This is a genomic window from Pseudomonas sp. P4_C4 (genome assembly GCF_056402055.1).
In genome coordinates this window covers 1-13,256 of sequence record NZ_JBFUID010000031.1, presented here as the reverse complement: position 1 = coordinate 13,256, position 13,256 = coordinate 1, and the positions used below count along the sequence as shown (strand labels likewise).

General features: G+C 58.8%; 13 protein-coding genes. 9 read left to right on the top strand and 4 right to left on the bottom strand.

The genetic code is table 11. The annotated features are described in order from the left end of the window. Positions 1 to 101 precede the first annotated feature (101 nt). The 5 genes from AC1DXW_RS16990 to AC1DXW_RS16970 all read left to right on the top strand — a co-directional run bounded on the left by AC1DXW_RS16990 (position 102) and on the right by AC1DXW_RS16970 (position 5,002). Positions 102 to 1,202: an alkene reductase gene (locus tag AC1DXW_RS16990; RefSeq protein ID WP_477754341.1), complete on the top strand. Its 1,101-nt coding sequence runs from the start codon at positions 102 to 104 to the stop codon at positions 1,200 to 1,202. 141 nt (positions 1,203 to 1,343) lie between these two features. Continuing rightward, positions 1,344 to 2,255 carry a LysR family transcriptional regulator gene (locus tag AC1DXW_RS16985; RefSeq protein ID WP_477754340.1) on the top strand — a complete coding sequence of 304 codons (912 nt, stop codon included), beginning with the start codon at positions 1,344 to 1,346 and terminating at the stop codon, positions 2,253 to 2,255. A gap of 137 nt (positions 2,256 to 2,392) precedes the next feature. Next, complete coding sequence (locus AC1DXW_RS16980; protein ID WP_477754339.1) at positions 2,393 to 3,151, top strand: SDR family oxidoreductase; 759 nt, start codon at positions 2,393 to 2,395, stop codon at positions 3,149 to 3,151. Positions 3,152 to 3,219: 68 nt separating this feature from the next. Next, positions 3,220 to 3,621 carry a nuclear transport factor 2 family protein gene (locus AC1DXW_RS16975; protein WP_477754338.1) on the top strand — a complete coding sequence of 134 codons (402 nt, stop codon included), beginning with the start codon at positions 3,220 to 3,222 and terminating at the stop codon, positions 3,619 to 3,621. Positions 3,622 to 3,829: 208 nt separating this feature from the next. Then, positions 3,830 to 5,002 carry an acetyltransferase domain-containing protein gene (locus AC1DXW_RS16970; RefSeq protein WP_477754353.1) on the top strand — a complete coding sequence of 391 codons (1,173 nt, stop codon included), beginning with the start codon at positions 3,830 to 3,832 and terminating at the stop codon, positions 5,000 to 5,002. A 224-nt stretch (positions 5,003 to 5,226) separates the two neighbouring features. Here AC1DXW_RS16970 and AC1DXW_RS16965 read toward each other — a convergent pair whose 3' ends face one another. The 3 genes from AC1DXW_RS16965 to AC1DXW_RS16955 are packed head-to-tail and all read right to left on the bottom strand — an operon-like array spanning position 5,227 to position 8,306. After that, positions 5,227 to 6,609: an LLM class flavin-dependent oxidoreductase gene (locus AC1DXW_RS16965; RefSeq protein ID WP_477754337.1), complete on the bottom strand. Its 1,383-nt coding sequence runs from the start codon at positions 6,607 to 6,609 to the stop codon at positions 5,227 to 5,229. A 33-nt stretch (positions 6,610 to 6,642) separates the two neighbouring features. Beyond that, entirely contained in the window at positions 6,643 to 7,488 is an 846-nt protein-coding gene (locus AC1DXW_RS16960) for an amino acid ABC transporter permease (RefSeq protein ID WP_477754336.1), read from the bottom strand. Then, on the bottom strand, positions 7,485 to 8,306 hold the full coding sequence (locus tag AC1DXW_RS16955; protein ID WP_477754335.1) for an ABC transporter substrate-binding protein: 822 nt from the start codon (positions 8,304 to 8,306) through the stop codon (positions 7,485 to 7,487). The genes AC1DXW_RS16960 and AC1DXW_RS16955 overlap by 4 nt, the downstream gene beginning before the upstream one ends. Positions 8,307 to 8,555: 249 nt before the next feature. On the opposite strand from AC1DXW_RS16955, the gene AC1DXW_RS16950 reads away from it, so the two are divergent. Then, positions 8,556 to 9,011, top strand: coding sequence for a glycine zipper 2TM domain-containing protein (locus AC1DXW_RS16950; RefSeq protein WP_223460554.1), 456 nt, complete (start codon positions 8,556 to 8,558; stop codon positions 9,009 to 9,011). Between the two features lie 87 nt (positions 9,012 to 9,098). Here AC1DXW_RS16950 and AC1DXW_RS16945 read toward each other — a convergent pair whose 3' ends face one another. Beyond that, positions 9,099 to 10,016 (bottom strand): pirin family protein, encoded by a 918-nt coding sequence (locus AC1DXW_RS16945; RefSeq protein ID WP_477754352.1) that lies wholly within the window; start codon positions 10,014 to 10,016, stop codon positions 9,099 to 9,101. 119 nt (positions 10,017 to 10,135) lie between these two features. Here AC1DXW_RS16945 and AC1DXW_RS16940 point away from each other — a divergent pair, with 119 nt between their 5' ends. The 3 genes from AC1DXW_RS16940 (at position 10,136) to AC1DXW_RS16930 (ending at position 13,136) form a co-directional block, all read left to right on the top strand. After that, positions 10,136 to 11,047 (top strand): LysR family transcriptional regulator, encoded by a 912-nt coding sequence (locus tag AC1DXW_RS16940; RefSeq protein WP_477754334.1) that lies wholly within the window; start codon positions 10,136 to 10,138, stop codon positions 11,045 to 11,047. A gap of 89 nt (positions 11,048 to 11,136) precedes the next feature. Then, positions 11,137 to 11,952, top strand: a complete 816-nt coding sequence (locus AC1DXW_RS16935) for an AraC family transcriptional regulator (RefSeq protein WP_477754333.1) — start codon at positions 11,137 to 11,139, stop codon at positions 11,950 to 11,952. A 62-nt stretch (positions 11,953 to 12,014) separates the two neighbouring features. Then, complete coding sequence (locus tag AC1DXW_RS16930) at positions 12,015 to 13,136, top strand: threonine aldolase family protein (RefSeq protein ID WP_477754332.1); 1,122 nt, start codon at positions 12,015 to 12,017, stop codon at positions 13,134 to 13,136. Positions 13,137 to 13,256 lie beyond the last annotated feature (120 nt).

Genomic DNA, 13,256 nt, shown 5'->3' with positions numbered 1-13,256 from the left:
TACGGAAAAAACATCCGAAATGTTCGGCATCGCGGGATATTTTTCTCCGCGAATTTTACGCCTACATTGCGCCCATCCCACCACTGATAGGTATCGTTGTCATGTCCAAACTGCATACCAGCATCCAAATAGGTCCACACCAGATTTCCCATCGCGTCGTTCTGGCGCCACTTACCCGTATGCGTGCCGAGCCGGGTGCCATTCCTGGCCAGTTGATGGCCGAGTACTACGCCCAGCGTACCACCGCCGGTGGCCTGCTGATCGGCGAAGCCACTATCGCCGCTGCCAATGGTAACGGCTACCTCGGTGCTCCCGGTCTGTATGACGACAGCCAGATCGCTGGCTGGAAGCTCGTGACCGATGCGGTTCATGCCAAGGGCGGCAAAATCTTTCTGCAGCTCTATCATGCGGGGCGTCAGTCCAATAGCCTCCTGCAGCCAGGCGGCGCCCAACCGGTGGCCCCTTCCGTCGTGGACCACGGCGGCCTCGCCTTCACCGAGACTGGCTGGACCCCCGGCAGCCCGCCGCGCGAACTGACCATCGCGGAAATCCGCGGGCTGGTGGAAAGCTTCCGTGCCGCAGCCGAACGCGGTATCGCAGCCGGATTCGACGGCGTGGAGTTGCACTCGGCCAATGGCTACCTGTTCGATCAATTCCTCCAGGACGGCAGCAACAAACGTACGGACATCTACGGTGGCTCGTTCGAGAACCGCAGCCGGTTCCTGCTGGAAGCGGTAGAGGCGGTGATCTCCGTCTGGGGCAGCAATCGGGTGGCGGTGCGTCTGGGGCCGAGCGGCAATTTCGGCGATATGTCCGACAGCGACCCCATTGGCCTGTTCACCTATGTCGCACGCGAGCTGAACAAGCTGGACCTCGCCTATCTACACCTGATCGAGCCGCGCATCCTGGGTGTCGCCGAAGACGAGCGCCGGGACCAGAACCCGGTGGCGTCGCAACTCATCCGCCAGCACTACAAGGGCACCCTGATCGCGGCAGGCGGTTTCTCCGGTGAATCGGCCAACGCAATCCTTGAGGCCGGCGATGCAGACCTGGTCGCGTTCGGCCGCCACTTCATCGCCAACCCTGACTTGCCAGAGCGCCTGCGCAACGGCTGGCCGCTGAACCCGTACGACCGCGAGTCGTTCTTCGGTGGCACGCAAGTGGGTTACACGGACTATCCTTTCCATACCGAAGTTGCGTGATCATTTGCACCACTGGTAGCTGGGGTCATCGTGCCCCAGTTGCCTCTCCTTCAAAAAAACACTCACCCAAACTGCCGCGTTTCACGGTCGCCTCTGCCAACGGGGTCAAGGTGCGTACCGGCTGAAGGAAGGTGCCAACGCATGAAAGACCTTTTCTCCTATAGGCTTTTCACAAGGGTGGCGCGACTGGGCAGCTTTTCGGCTGCGGCACGCGAAGTGGGTCTTTCTCAATCCCAGGTCTCCAGGATCGTGGCCGAGCTCGAAGCCGATCTCGGCACCCTGCTGCTGGCGAGATCGACACGTGCCGTCGTACCGACCGAGGCCGGGGCGGACTTTCTCTCGCGCATGGAACCCATCCTCGTCGCTGTGGAAGAGGCAGAGCAGAGCGTTCGCGGGGGCGCAGAGCTGCGTGGGGGCGTGCGGATGAGCATGCCAACGAGCATCGGCGTACGGGAAATCATTCCACGCCTCGCGCCGTTCGCAGCGATACACCCCAACCTGCATATCCAGGTGCTGCTTGCCGATCATTGGCAGGATCTGGTGCGCGAAAATATCGATGTTGCGATAAGGCTGGGACGGCTGGTGGATTCCAGTGCAACAAGCCGTCAGATCATGACGATCTCCAGATACATTCTCGCCTCACCGTCCTACTTGCGCGCCGCTGGGGAGCCGACTACGCCGGAGGACCTGCAATCACATCGAATTATCGCCGGTCCAGCCTCAACGGTGCCGAGCGGGTGGATGTTCAAACGCGATGGCGAGACCAGGACGATTCAGCTCGAGGCGCACTTCTCGACCGACGAAAACGAAGGCGCTGTCGCAGCGGCAACGGCTGGCTTAGGGATTACATCGACAACGGCCTGGGCGTGCCGGCGGGAGCTTGAAAGCGGTGAGCTCGTCGCGCTGCTCACCGATTGGGAGACCGAATCCGTACCTGTGCATGCCTACTTCCCCCACGGCTCTCGAACCCGCAGAGCCGGCCGCGCCCTGATCGAACATCTTGTCGCCAGCCTGCTTGACGATGCCGGCGGTGCTTATGCATCCGGCGCATAGAAGATAGCCGGCCACAGCGTCTACTCCGATCCCGCCGAAGCTGCCAATTTAGCGCCATACCCCGCGACGCAGCAGTCGAGCTGATCGACCTGGCAGCGTGGCGGACGCCCTGACTTTTTCGTTCAAGGAAATCCCTCATGCGCATGACTGGCAACACGATCTTCATCACTGGCGGCGGCTCCGGCATCGGCCAAGGCCTGGCGGAAGCCTTCCACAGGCTGGGCAATCAAGTGATCATCTCGGGACGGCGCAAGGAGCGACTGCAGCAGACGCTCGATGCCAACCCCGGCATGGCAGCCATCGAGCTCGACATCAACGACACGGCCAGCATCCAGGCCGCAGCGCAACACCTCATCGCCCATTACCCTGAGCTCAACGTGCTGATCAACAATGCCGGCATCATGCTGCTCGATCATGCAGAAGGTCCGGTGGACGATGAGCTTGCCCTGTCGACCGTCACCACCAACCTGCTGGGTCCGATCCGCATGACCTCGGCGCTGGTCGAGCATCTGAAGACCAGGCCGGATGCCGTCATCGTCAACGTCTCCTCGGTACTCGGCTTCGTACCCATGGCCGTGACGGCGGTCTACTCGGCGACCAAGGCAGCGTTGCACTCCTACACCTTGTCGCAGCGCTACCTGCTGCGCGAACACGGCGTCCAACTGGTCGAGATCGCACCGCCGTGGGTACGCACCGAGTTGCTCGACAGCAGCGAGGAGGAGCGCGCCATTCCCCTCGACCAGTTCATTGCCGGCGCCATGGCGCAATTCGAGAGCGGCGTGAACGAAATCCTGGTCGCGCCCGCTGAAGCCATGCGCGCCAATCCTGGTCCGAACGAGCATGCCTGGGTCAACGGGTTCAACGACATGATTGCCAACGGACCGGCTTTCGGCTGAGTCCACAAGGCGATATTGGGCGGCCCTACAGCCGCCCTCCCCTTTACTTTGTTAGCAGGAAACCGACCATGACTTCACTCACCCCCGCCGAGAACAAGGCCATCGTCCTCGAAGGCTTCGCAACCCTGTTCAATCGCAAGGATCTGGCTGCGGCCGAACGCTACTGGTCGCCCTCCTATATCCAGCACAGTGCCCATGTGCCCCCGGGTCGCGAGGGTCTGTTCGAACTGGTCGCCGCAGGAGCGCCCGATTTGCGTTACGAATGCCAGCTGGCAGTCGCTGAAGGCGACTTCGTCATGTTGCACGGTCGCTTCACTGGCATCGGCCAGCCGGCGAACTGGGTCGTGGTCGATATCCTGCGCCTCGAGGACGGCGTGATGGTCGAACACTGGGATGTGATTCAGGACGAGGCGACGCGCGAAGGTTCTGCCGGCGGGTATCCTATGTTTGGGGATCAGTTCCCAGGCTGATGCTCCATTAAACAGTTCAAGGAGTTCAGGCCGAACTCAGGCGACGCTCGATTGCGGGACGCATTCCTTGAGTTGAAGGCGTCTAGGTAGACAGCTATCAACGCAATCAGGCGGTCGCCTTTGGTTGATTTGTTATGTTATAACTAATGCAAGCGTGCACTGTCAGTCGCCACTGGCAGTGCCATCCATTCCCTGCTTGCGACATTCGATGACAACCTCTACTCACATCCCACCTATCACACCCTTGAACCAACGCCTGCTGTCCATTGATGCCCTGAGGGGATTGGTAATCCTCCTTATGCTGCTGGATCACGTGCGCGAAACGTTCTTTTTGCACCGTCAGGTAGCAGACCCGATGGACATTGAGTCCACTGAGCCGGCGCTATTTTTCAGCCGCACACTTGCCCATTTGTGTGCGCCGGTTTTCATACTGCTCACCGGACTTTCCGCTTGCCTGTATGGCCAAAAGCACCAGGGCAAGGGCGATGTGTCAGCCTTTTTATTCAAGCGCGGTCTATTGCTGGTACTGCTGGAATTCACCCTGGTGAATTTCGCCTGGACATTTCAGTTCCCGCCTACGGCGATTTACTTGCAAGTGATCTGGGCCATTGGCATCTGCATGATTGCCCTGGCCGGACTGGTCTGGTTACCCAGGCCCATTCTGTGCTGCCTGGGCCTGGTGATCGTGGCCGGGCACAACCTGCTGGATAATGTTCACTTCGCGACAGGCTCGCCAATGCATATACCTTGGGCGATTCTGCATGATCGCGGCTGGATCGAATTCTCCGACAGCTTGCGTCTGCGCACCTCTTACCCTGTGCTTGCGTGGATCGGTGTGATCGCCCTTGGATACAGTATCGGCCCTTGGTTTGCTGGCCAGGTTTTGGCCGCGCAGCGTCAACGTAATCTGCTGCTGGCAGGGGCCGGGACATTGATCGGATTTGTCGCACTGCGAGCAGTCAATGGTTATGGCGAGGTGCATTGGGTCGCCCATGAAGGCATCACGCAAACCCTCATGAGCTTCTTCAACATTACAAAATACCCACCTTCCCTGTTGTTCCTTTCGCTGACCTTGGGCATGGGCCTGTTACTGCTTCGTGCCCTGGAACGGGCTCAACAACGCAAGTGGGTCAATGCATTGGCAGTCTTTGGCGCGGCGCCGATGTTCTTCTACTTGCTCCACCTTTACGTACTCAAGGCGCTGTATCTGGTCAGCGTGGCGTTATTCGGATTGAACCAGGGTACTTTTTTCGGTTTCGACAGCATTTGGGCGGTGTGGCTGACGGCGGTGCTCCTGGCTTTATCCCTGTATTTACCCGTGCGTTGGTTCGCGGCATTGAAGGCACGCCGTCGCGATATCGGATGGCTCAAATACTTTTGATCAGGATCATTGGAGAGTAATGCTGTTCAGTTAAGCGAATGTGGTCCTCTGTAGGAGCAGCCGGTCGACGCTCGATTGCTCGCGATGGTCGTTAACGATAACGCGTATTTACCGGCTAAACGCGGCGCTCTCGATTCCATCGCCAGCAAGCTGGCTCCTACAGTTTCCCGGGATTACGTGAAGAACCTTTTTCAAGACATACAACGGGATACCCCTCCGCCAGCCTAAAAACCTTTATCAAAGCGGAATGAGGCTCCATAAGCAGAATCCGGTAAATGGTTAGCGCCATCGTCCCGTAACCGCGAACGGAAAGTACCACTCTGGGGTTCAGTACGATACAAGCCACGTTTTTGCAGTTCAGGAATGACCAGTTCAACGAAGTCCTCAAGGCTGCCCGGGCTGATCAGCGGGTTGAGCATGTAGCCGCTGGTGCCGGAAATACGGGCGTGCTCTTCGATCCGATCGGCCACTTGTTGCGGCGTTCCCACCAGAATCAGATCACTGCCACGGGTGACGTTGGCAAAGCGCTGTTTGACATCGCCGGCGGTCAAGGGCTTGCCACTGCCATCGGGACGCATCACATAGGAGGTCATGCCTTCGGTGTGAGTCGATAACGCATCGCTGTCCGCGTAACGGCTGATGTCGATACCGGTATCACCGGCATAACTCACCAGTTGCGCCTGCAAGTGATAGTTGCTTTGCAGTTCGTCATATTTGCGTTGGGCTTCGATCTCGGTCCTGGCCGTGACGATGCGCAGGACCGTCAGTGATTTAACATCTTCAGCGTGACGCCCCCGTGCCCTGGCCTGCGTCCATATATCTTCCAGTCCCTGGCGAATCTCCAGCGGGTTGGACTTGGCGATGAAAATCAGTTCGGCGTGCTTGGCCGCAAACTCGCGACCACGGCCTGACCAACCGGCCTGGATCAGCAACGGTGTGCGTTGCGGTGACGGGGACGTCAAATGGGGCCCGGCCACCCGGTAATGCTCGCCAACATGATTGATCGGTCGCACGCGATCGCCCTTGGCAAAGACCCGACGAGACTTGTCGGCCACCACGGCATCGTTTGCCCAGCTGCCTTCCCAGAGCTTGTAAACCACATCGAGAAATTCATCTGCGCGTTCATAGCGATCATCGTGCTTGATCATCTGCTCCAGGCCGAAGTTGCGAGCGGCACTGGTCAGGTAGGAGGTGACGATGTTCCAGCCGACCCGGCCATTGGTCAGGTGATCCAGCGTGCTGAAGCGCCGGGCGTGGGTGAAAGGATGTTCATAACTGGTGGTGACAGTGACGCCGAAGGCGAGGTTTTCCGTCACCGCAGCCAATGCCGGAATGATCATCAACGGATCGTTGGCCGGTGCTTCCACCGCCCACTTCATCGCCGCGTCGGCATTACCGCCAAACACATCGTAGAAACCCAGCACATCACCAAAAAACAGCATGTCGAGATGAGCCTGGTCGGCGATGCGTGCCAGGTTCGACCAGTAGCCCAGCGAGTTGATGGTCAGTCGTTCGTCTGCCGGGTGCGTCCAGAGGCTTGGCGCGCCGCCACAGCCAACACTGGCTTGCTCGTATAACGCAAACAACAGAGGTTTTGGATCGGACATCGTAGTACCTGTAAAAGTCATTAAGCGGATGGGTCAGCGCTGATGCTTGAAACCTTTGCCGTAGTGGCGTTCAAGACGGTTCTGTATCAACTCCAGGCCAATGGACAGGAGCCAATAGATAACGGCTGCGGTGGTGAGCATTTCGATGTAGCGGTAAGAGGATCGACCGTACGACTGCGCCAGGAACATCACTTCCCAGACGCCCATCACCGATATCAACGATGAGTCCTTGAGCATTGAAATGAACTGACTGGTTGTCGGTGGAATGATCGTGCGCATGGCTTGCGGCAGGACGATGTGCAGGAACGTTGCCGCCGGCCCCAGACCCAGAGCCATCGCCGCTTCGCGCTGCCCGGGTGCTACAGCCATGATGCCGGCACGAAAAATCTCGCTGAGGTAGGCACCATAATTGAGCGAGAGCGCAATGATCCCCGCGCTGATGGCGCCAGGAACCACCCCCAACTGCGGCAGACCCAGGTAGATCAGCAGGATCTGGATCAGCAGTGGAGTACCGCGAAAAAAAGACGCATAGAAACTGGCAATGCCGAAAGCCACTGCACTGCGAGACAGGCGCGCCAGCGCCGTCACGAAACCAAGGAGCAACGAAAGCCAGATCGAGCAGAAGCACAAGAACAGCGTCAGCGCGGCGCCCTGCAAGAAACCGTCAGGCCCCAAATGCAGGCCGACCAGGTTGGGCAACTTCTGCACAATGATCGAGAACTTCAGATCGAAGCCCATGAAAAACATGACGCACAGGCCGAACAGCACTGCCCAGGTCAAATACAGGCGAGTGCGAAAACCAACTAGCTGGCTGAAACGACGCGCCTCGGTTTTGGGGGCGACAGTCGCCTTGGCCGGGTGTGGATTGAGGGCTGTCATTGGCTGATATCGGCACCGATCCACTTCTGTGAAATCTTGCTTAATGTGCCATCGGCCTTGAGCTGGGTGACGACCTCAGTGACTTTGGCATTCCATTGCGGATCGCCCTTTTCGATTGCTACCACGTTGGGCTCTGCATACAGCGTATCGCCGGCAATTTTGAAGCGAGGATCCTGGGCGATGCGTTCGCGAGCCGTGATGAGGTTGGTGACCATGGCATCCAGGCGCACGCCCGTGCCCAAGGCCAGATCCTGGAAGGCCACGGTTTCGTTGTCGTATGGCGCGACCTGGACGCTTTCGAATGGATAGCTCAACGGCTTGTCCTCGGCGCCCTCAATCACCAGATCCTTGTTCAAATAGGCTTCGTAGGTCGACGCACTGATCACACCGACTTTTTTACCGGACAGATCCTTGCCCGTGACAATGTTCTGGTCTTTGGCATTCACCACGATCACGGCCGGTGACTGGTAATACTCCACCGGGAAGTCGAACACTTCGGCCCGTGCCTTGCTCGGGGTCATCGAGCAGACGCAGATGTCATATCGTCCGTTCCAGTGTCCGGCAGCGATGACATCCCAGGACGGTGTTTGCAGCTTCAGCTTCACCCCAAGCCGTTGCGCAACAGCCTTGGCGACATCGACGTCAAACCCGTCCAGTTGGTTCTGTTCATTGAGAAAGGAGAATGGCGGATAGCTTTCCATCAGAACGCCGGTCAGCTCCCCGCTCCTGGTTACGCGATCCAGTATGGGGCCCGCGAAAGCCGTCGAGCAGGTAGCCAGTAATGCCAAGCCAAAAGGTAAAAGCGCCTTAGTGTTCACAGACAAGAGCTCCAATCGATTCAAAATACTGAATAGATTAAAACGCACTATAAAAATAGTTTGTACTTCCTTTATGGAATATGCGACTACATTCAAGCTATATTGGATCGAGCGGTCCAGGCGCTTGCACCACTGCCCCTTCGTGGCAAGCGCTTTGCACAACCAAACAACCGAGCGAATCAGGCATTTTCGTCTAACTTGAATGGATGCGTTTGCATGATCCACTTCCTCTGAAAATGGAGTTTGACGATGAAAACTATCGCTTCCTGGCTGACGATTACGCTTTTTGGTCTTGTGCTTGGCGGCTGTGCCGCGGTTGGCGCCGGGAGTGGAGGCGCTGGCGAGATGGAGATTCGTTCGGGGAAAATCGAGCAGATTACACAGACCCAGATGCAGACCAATCACGATAGCGGTGTCGGTGCCATAATGGGGGGTATTGGCGGTCTGGCCCTGGGAAGCCTGATCGGCCACGGTACCGGCCGGGATGTGGCGATGGTCGCCGGTGCCCTGGCTGGCGCGGCGGGCGGCAACTACGCCGAAAAGAAAAAATATGATCAGCCCGTGGACGCACAGCAGATCATCGTTCGCACCCACAGCGGCGTACTGGTTCAGGTGACCCAGCCGATCAACCCGGGGCTGAAAAATGGCATGAACGTTTATGTCGAGGGTGCCGGTAACGAAGCGCGGGTGGTGCCGCAAAGTTAGGGGCGGCGACTGGACGTTGCACAGCCGCCCCATGATCCATGACTGCGCGCAATCCTGACTCGAATGGCGCGCCGCCATGGGTCATGGTTACTTGAATACCGGTACGCTGGCTGACGCGTCGGGCTTTTTCAGGTACTCACGCAACCGAACGCCAATCTCGGCAATTTTCACCTCTCCCGCACGCAAGGCTTGCGGGTTGGTGTGCACCGAGTAATTTCCCAGCGCCAGATCATAGGGATGAGGTACGGCTGAACCGATCACGAAGACCGTATCTTTTTGCAGCGCCTTGAGCGTCACGGCGCCGTTGCCAGGTTCGAAGATGGCCATCTCTCCTGCGTTGACCAGGCCTGGTGCAGACAAAGCGCCGCGGCTGACACTCAACCACAACGACTCATGTTCGCCAGGTGGAACATAAGTCCAGGATTCCCCGGCACGTAGCGTGACCAGCAGATAATTCATTCCGGCGGGGGCACGGACCGGGCTCTGGACACCCTGGTACGTGCCGAGAATCAACCGCGCCGGCCCGACTTCAGGCATCACACCTGACTCCAGGTATTGACTGTCGACACTGGCGTTTTCCAACTCAGGCGGTAGTGCAACCCACAGTTGAAAACCCTGAATCCGTTTCGATGTGCCCACCGACATTTCCTTGCCGTGCCAGACCCCGCCTCCGGCACGCATCCATTCGACACCGCCGTAGTCGATCATCCCCTTGCCCGAATCCGCATCCTCGAAGCGCAAATTACCTTCGGTGATGACGGTGACGGTGGCGATTCCTGAGTGCGGGTGAATTGGCATGCCGTTGATGAATGAGCTCTCACCTTCAAACAGATCCAGGAAAACGAACGGCTTGATCAAATGGCCCAGATCCGAAGGACTCATCAGCCGGACAATAGCGCCATGCCCGCTGCCTGTGGTGCGATAGCTGATTGCGCGGTGAGTTCCGGTTTCGCGTGCAGAGCCAGGGTCCATTGCGAAGTGAGGTGGTTGCTGAAGGTTCATCATGATCACTCGAAGTGGGAAGCCTCGCGGCCCGATACCTCAAACAATAGAGCGGGACCGATTGCTTGATTAGTCGATACAATTGGCTTGCACTCGTCCACCAATACCAGGAATGACCGGCCATGCTCGACCTCAATGACATCGCGATGTTTGTGCAGGTAGTCCGCTGCGGCAGCTTTGCCGAGGCGGCACGACGCCTGGGCATGCCGCCCAATACCGTGAGTCGCCGCATCCAGCAGCTCGAAGCACACCTCGGCACTCGGCTGCTGCAACGCTCCACTCGCAAGCTCACACTCACCAGTACAGGCCAGGACTTCCATGAGCGTTGTGCAGGTGCTGTCGACGGCTTGCTCGAAGCCGGACAGGAGTTGATAACGGGTAGTAACGAGCCCAATGGCCTGGTGCGTGTGGCGGCTCCAGCCGACTTCTTCGACTTCTTCCAGATGGACTGGGTGACCGGGTTTCTCGCCGCGTATCCACGCGTGAGGCTCGACTTCATACTCAGCGATGCGAAGGCCGACTTGATCGCAGAGCAGATCGATGTCGCGTTTCGCGGCGGCGCCTTGCGCGATTCCGGTTTTGTCGGGCGTCAGATCCTTGACCCGCGCAGCGTCGGAATGGTCGCAAGCCCCGCCTACATTGCCGCGCACGGCTCACCCCGCACGCTGCAGGACCTGGTAAACCACGATTGTGTGATCTCGGCGCAACCCGGCGGCCACGCCACATGGCGCTTGATCGGCCCGCAGGGTGAAGAGGAAGTGCAGGTCAGTGGGCGCTTCAGTGGCAATACCGCACAGGCATTGCGCAGGGCCGCCGTGGCCGGCCTCGGCATCGCGCTACTGCCACCGGTGATGGCCAGGCTCGATGTTCAGGCCGGCGTGCTCGTCCCGGTGCTGGCGCAATACCAACCCAAAGGCTATGGCCTGAACGTGCTGTATCCAAGCCGACGACAGTTGCCGCTTGCGGTATCGGCCTTCATCGACCTGGTGATCGAGAAGTTGAATGCCTCGGACGCACCAGAGGTGCACCCGTAGCGAGCGGCAGTCGATGCCCATGGATCTATTCCGCTGGTGGCCCTAGACTTCGTAGTCCCCGCCCTCCTCGCCGATTGTTAACGGGTTTCATGACTGAGCATGCCAAGTACCATCACGTATCCGACGTACCAGGCTTGGTGCTGGGGTCCGCTCGCTTTGTGGACACCGGTTTCGATCGCCATTACCACCTCGATTTCCACGTTGGTTTGGTCACCGAAGGCATCCAGCGTCATCGATCCAAAGGCGAGTCGTATCTTTTAGGTCCGGGAAGGATTGCCCTGATGCCGCCGGGTGAAATCCACGATGGTGTGCCCGAGGGCGGCGACGCTTATACGCTCAAGACATTCCGTCTGTCCCAGGCGCTGGTCGCGAGTCTGACCGAGGAGATCAGCGGTCAACCGAGAGAACTTGAATTGACCGGTGTGTTGCTGGAAGACGCAGGGCTTGCCGGTAACCTGCGCGGGTTGCATGACGCGATGCAGCAGGCCGTTGGGCCAGGTAGCCTGGCGGTACAGACGCAATGGATCACCCTCCTTGAACACCTGTTGAGCCAGTCACGGGCGACCAGGCCCGAAACGATTACGGGCACACTATCTCCCCTGCAATGGTCTCGCGTCAGGGACTATTGTTTCAGCCACATCGATCAGCGAATCACCCTCGATGATCTCGCTGGCCTGTGCGGGTTGGGCCGGTTCCCGTTCCTTAAACAGTTCAAGCGGACCATTGGCATGACGCCGCACGCATGGCTGCTTCGCCTGCGTCTTGAACGGGCTTGTGGCCTGCTATCGCGCAGCGGGCAACCGATCATCGAGGTCGCCCACGCTGTCGGCTTTTACGATCAAAGCCATTTCAACCGCGCCTTTCGACAGGCATTCGGCGTCGCACCCTCGCGCTACAGGACATAGGGCGTCGGCCATCAGGCGGCCGTCAATTTTTTACAAGCGCGACAACCTTCCCTCTCCATAGGATGCGCCAATACGGGCGAAACACCTTCGCCTGCGCAGCCGAGAACTGGATGATGAACGGTGAGACAAACAGACCGCCCGCGCTGGGGTTTTCAAGTGACAACATCGCTGGCGCATCGCCGGAGGTGGCACAAGCCATCGTGAAACACAGCACGGGCCAGGCGAGCCCCTATGGAACAGACGCGTTGACGGCGCAGGTCCAGCGCAAGTTCTGCGAGATCTTCGAGCGTGACGTGGAGGTCTTTCTGGTGCCCACCGGCACCGCCGCCAACGGCTTGTGCCTGAGCACCATGACGCCGCCCTGGGGCAACATCTATTGCCACCCGGCCAGTCATATCAACAACGATGAATGCGGCGCGCCGGAGTTCTTTTCCAACGGTGCGAAGCTGATGACCGTCGACGGCCCGGCGGCCAAGCTGGACATCGTCCGACTGCGCGAGCGGACTCGCGAAAAAGTCGGCGATGTACACACGACCCAGCCCGCCTGCGTCAGCATCACTCAGGCCACCGAAGTCGGCAGCATCTACACCCTGGACGAAATCGCAGCCATCGGTGACGTCTGCAAGTCATCTTCCCTTGGAATGCATATGGATGGCTCGCGATTTGCCAACGCCCTGGTGTCGCTTGGTTGCTCCCCGGCCGAGATGACGTGGAAGGCAGGCGTGGATGCCCTGTCGTTTGGAGCCACGAAGAATGGTGCACTGGCGGCGGAAGCCATCGTCCTGTTCAACACCTCGCTCGCAGCCGAAATGAATTACCGGCGCAAGCGCGCAGGCCATCTCTTTTCCAAGATGCGTTTCCTTTCGGCGCAAATCGACGCGTACCTGACCGACGACCTCTGGCTGCGCAATGCACGCCAGGCCAACGCTGCGGCCCAGCGCCTGGCGCAGGGACTTGCCGGCCTGAGCGGCGTTGAAATGCTCGGTGGCACTGAGGCGAACATCCTGTTCTGTCGTCTGGACTCGGCAATCATCGAAGCACTGCTCAAGGCCGGGTTCGGCTTCTACCATGATCGCTGGGGACCCAACATCGTTCGCTTTGTCACCTCGTTCGCCACCACTGCCGAGGATGTCGATCACCTGTTGAATCAGGTGCGGCGAGCGCTTGATCGTGTACACGAGTAACGGGTAGCAAAGCTACGCATTTCCCAGACGTAAAACTTCAGGTTCTTCACGCAATCCCGGGAAGAACCAAAAAAACGTGGGCACGCTCCCTTGTAGGAGCTGCGGTGCGGCGATCCGACT

Coding starts and splice junctions, on each gene's coding strand:
- AC1DXW_RS16990 (WP_477754341.1), top strand. CDS start 102: ATGTCCAAACTGCATACCAGCATCCAAATAGGTCCACACCAGATTTCC.
- AC1DXW_RS16985 (WP_477754340.1), top strand. CDS start 1,344: ATGAAAGACCTTTTCTCCTATAGGCTTTTCACAAGGGTGGCGCGACTG.
- AC1DXW_RS16980 (WP_477754339.1), top strand. CDS start 2,393: ATGCGCATGACTGGCAACACGATCTTCATCACTGGCGGCGGCTCCGGC.
- AC1DXW_RS16975 (WP_477754338.1), top strand. CDS start 3,220: ATGACTTCACTCACCCCCGCCGAGAACAAGGCCATCGTCCTCGAAGGC.
- AC1DXW_RS16970 (WP_477754353.1), top strand. CDS start 3,830: ATGACAACCTCTACTCACATCCCACCTATCACACCCTTGAACCAACGC.
- AC1DXW_RS16965 (WP_477754337.1), bottom strand. CDS start 6,609: ATGTCCGATCCAAAACCTCTGTTGTTTGCGTTATACGAGCAAGCCAGT.
- AC1DXW_RS16960 (WP_477754336.1), bottom strand. CDS start 7,488: ATGACAGCCCTCAATCCACACCCGGCCAAGGCGACTGTCGCCCCCAAA.
- AC1DXW_RS16950 (WP_223460554.1), top strand. CDS start 8,556: ATGAAAACTATCGCTTCCTGGCTGACGATTACGCTTTTTGGTCTTGTG.
- AC1DXW_RS16945 (WP_477754352.1), bottom strand. CDS start 10,016: ATGATGAACCTTCAGCAACCACCTCACTTCGCAATGGACCCTGGCTCT.
- AC1DXW_RS16940 (WP_477754334.1), top strand. CDS start 10,136: ATGCTCGACCTCAATGACATCGCGATGTTTGTGCAGGTAGTCCGCTGC.
- AC1DXW_RS16935 (WP_477754333.1), top strand. CDS start 11,137: ATGACTGAGCATGCCAAGTACCATCACGTATCCGACGTACCAGGCTTG.
- AC1DXW_RS16930 (WP_477754332.1), top strand. CDS start 12,015: ATGCGCCAATACGGGCGAAACACCTTCGCCTGCGCAGCCGAGAACTGG.